The sequence below is a fragment of the Cellulomonas sp. genome (assembly GCF_035634735.1).
Lineage (GTDB): Bacteria > Actinomycetota > Actinomycetes > Actinomycetales > Cellulomonadaceae > Cellulomonas.
On record NZ_DASQCJ010000056.1, the window covers coordinates 1 to 2,505 of the forward strand.

2 protein-coding genes and 1 pseudogene are annotated in these 2,505 nt (G+C 78.7%); all 3 read right to left on the reverse strand.

Annotated features, from left to right (window positions below; translation table 11 throughout):
• A pseudogene (locus VER05_RS05350) lies at positions 1-190 on the reverse strand (ubiquinone biosynthesis protein UbiA); the annotation flags it as partial.
• Positions 191-300: 110 nt separating this feature from the next.
• The gene (locus tag VER05_RS05355; protein WP_324844356.1) at positions 301-966 is read right to left on the reverse strand and encodes a PAS and ANTAR domain-containing protein; all 666 of its coding nucleotides are present in this window, start codon (positions 964-966) and stop codon (positions 301-303) included.
• A gap of 122 nt (positions 967-1,088) precedes the next feature.
• The gene (gene dinB / locus VER05_RS05360) at positions 1,089-2,315 is read right to left on the reverse strand and encodes a DNA polymerase IV (RefSeq protein WP_324844357.1); all 1,227 of its coding nucleotides are present in this window, start codon (positions 2,313-2,315) and stop codon (positions 1,089-1,091) included.
• Between the last annotated feature and the right edge of the window lie 190 nt (positions 2,316-2,505).

Sequence of the window (2,505 nt, forward strand, 5' to 3'; positions counted from 1 at the left end):
ACCAGCCGACCGACAGCTGGCCCGCCAGCACGGCGGCGGCGACCAGCAGCGCGCGCCCGGGGCCGGCGCCGGCCGCGCCCGCCGCGTAGGCGCCGGCGAACAGCGTGACCGCGAACGCCGGCGGGGCGTGCGCAGCGCGGACGAGCGCGACGGCGCGGCGTGCGGTCGTCGGTGCGGCTGCCGGCGGCATGGCCCTCCTCGCCCGGGGGACCCGCCGCGGCGGCGCGCCCGTGCAGCCGACCGTAGCGGCGCGGGGCGCAGCCGGCCCGGGCTGCGGGTGCCCGCCGGGCGCAAGCGGGCTCAGGCGTCGGCCGTGGTCGGGCGGTGCCCCGGCGCCAGCAGACCGTCGAGGAAGTGCCGGACCCGGCCCGGGTCGTGCCGGAGGGTGGGCAGGGCGCCGACGATCGCCCGGGCGAGCACCCGGATCGGCACGTTGGCGTCGTTGGAGGCGGCCCGCAGCACCAGGAAGGCGGCGCCGGCGTCGACCTCCTCGACGAACGCCACGACGCCGACGGCCTGGTCGATGACCGACCGGCTCTGCGCGGCCGCCGCGATCGACACCGTCGCGGCCGCCTGGGCGCGGTCGGCGACCACGTCCGTCACGTCGACGAAGTAGCCCACCAGCTCCGCGGGCCCGCCGTACGCGCTGCTGCCCCGGCCCTCGCCGACGACGGAGACGACGCGCTCGCGCCCCCGGGCGTCGACGATGCGGTGCACGCACGCGAACGCCGCCCCGGTCCGGCTCGCCTCGTCCAGGGCCGCCACCGTCCGGTCCCGGTCCTCCGGGTGCTTGTGCGCGAGCAGCAGCTCGGTCGTCGGCACCACCTCGTGCGGGGCGAACCCGTGGATGGCGTAGACCTCGTCGGACCACCACCAGTGCTGCGTCGCGAGGTCGAGCCGGTAGGCGCCGGCGCGCGTGCGGGTGCCGAGCGCCAGCGCGTGCTCCGGTCCGGTGGTCTGGGTCATGGCCGCCGCCCCCGTCGGGTCTGGTGCGGCACGCCCGAGCGGTTCGCTCCGCCCCGGGCACCGCTTCCCCTCGACGGTACGCGCAGGGGCCGGGGACCGACACCGGGGAGCGGCGCCGCCGCTCAGGGGTCGTCCTCCGGCCCGTCGGGCAGGGTCGGCACCTCGAGCCCGGTGCCGCGCCTCAGCAGCGCCCCGCGCACGAGCGCCCCCGACCCGAACCGGTCCGCGACGGCGTCGACCGCGGCGTCCAGCCCGTCGGCGGACGACCCGGCGAGGTCCAGCTCCGGCTGCCAGTGGTCGTCGGGCTCCAGGCCGGTGAGCGCGACGCCGACCAGCGTGATCCCGCGCTCGCGCAGCAGGGGCGCCGCCTCGTCCAGCAGGGCCGTCGCCGCGGCCCCGATCTGCGCCCCGGACGCGGTGGCGAACGCGAACAACCGGGAGCGGGTCGCCTTCGTGTAGTCGGCGAACCGCAGCCGCAGGACCACGGTCCGGGCCAGCCGGTGCCCGCCGCGCATCCGGCGGCACACCCGGTCGACCAGCCCCAGCAGCGCGGCGCGCACCTGCGCCGGCTCGTGCGGGCCGCGGCCGAGCGCGCGCTGCGCGCCGACGGACCCGCGGCGCCGGCCGGTCTCGACCCGGTCCGGGGTGCGGCCGTGCACCACCGCGTGCAGGTGCCGGCCCATGGCGGGGCCGAGCGCGTGCTCCAGCACGGACCGGGGGAGCGCCGCGACGTCCCCGGCGGTCGCGAGCCCGAACGCGTGCAGCCTCTCCGCCGTCACCGCGCCCACGCCCCACAGCACCTCCAGCGGCAGCGGGTGCAGGAACGCGTCCTCGGCGTCGGGCTCGACGAGCAGCAGGCCGTCGGGCTTGGCGACCCGGCTGGCGACCTTGGCGAGGAACGGCGTCCGGGCCACGCCGACCGTGATGGGCAGCCCGACCTCGTCTCGCACCCGGTCCCGGAGCCGCGCGCCGAGCCGGACGGGCGCCGCGTCGATCCGGTGCAGGCCGCGCACGTCGAGGAACGCCTCGTCGATCGACACGCCCTGCACCGCGGGAGTGGTGTCCCGGAAGATCGCGAACACGTCCCGGCTGGCCGCCGCGTACGCCTCGAAGCGGGGCCGCACGACGACCAGCCCGGGGCACAGCGACCGGGCCTGCCGCGCGCTCATCGCGGTCCGGACGCCGCGGCGCTTGGCCTCGTAGGACGCCGCGAGCACCACCCCGCCCCCGACGGCCACCGGGCGCCCGCGCAGCCGGCGGTCGTCGCGCTGCTCCACGGCGGCGTAGAACGCGTCGAGGTCGGCGTGCAGGATCCCGGCGACGGGCGGGGGATCGGCGACGGCAGGCATAGAACACATGTTCGACCTGACGTCTGACACGCGCGGCTAGATCGGCGGACCGTCCATGCGGGTCGCCAGGAGGCCCGAGCCGATCAGCGCGCCGAGCGCCGCCCCGCCCAGCCCGAACCCGAGCGCCCCGACGTCGCCGAGCGCCACGAGCCGCACCAGCGACGACACCAGCAGGGCCGCCCCGCCCAGC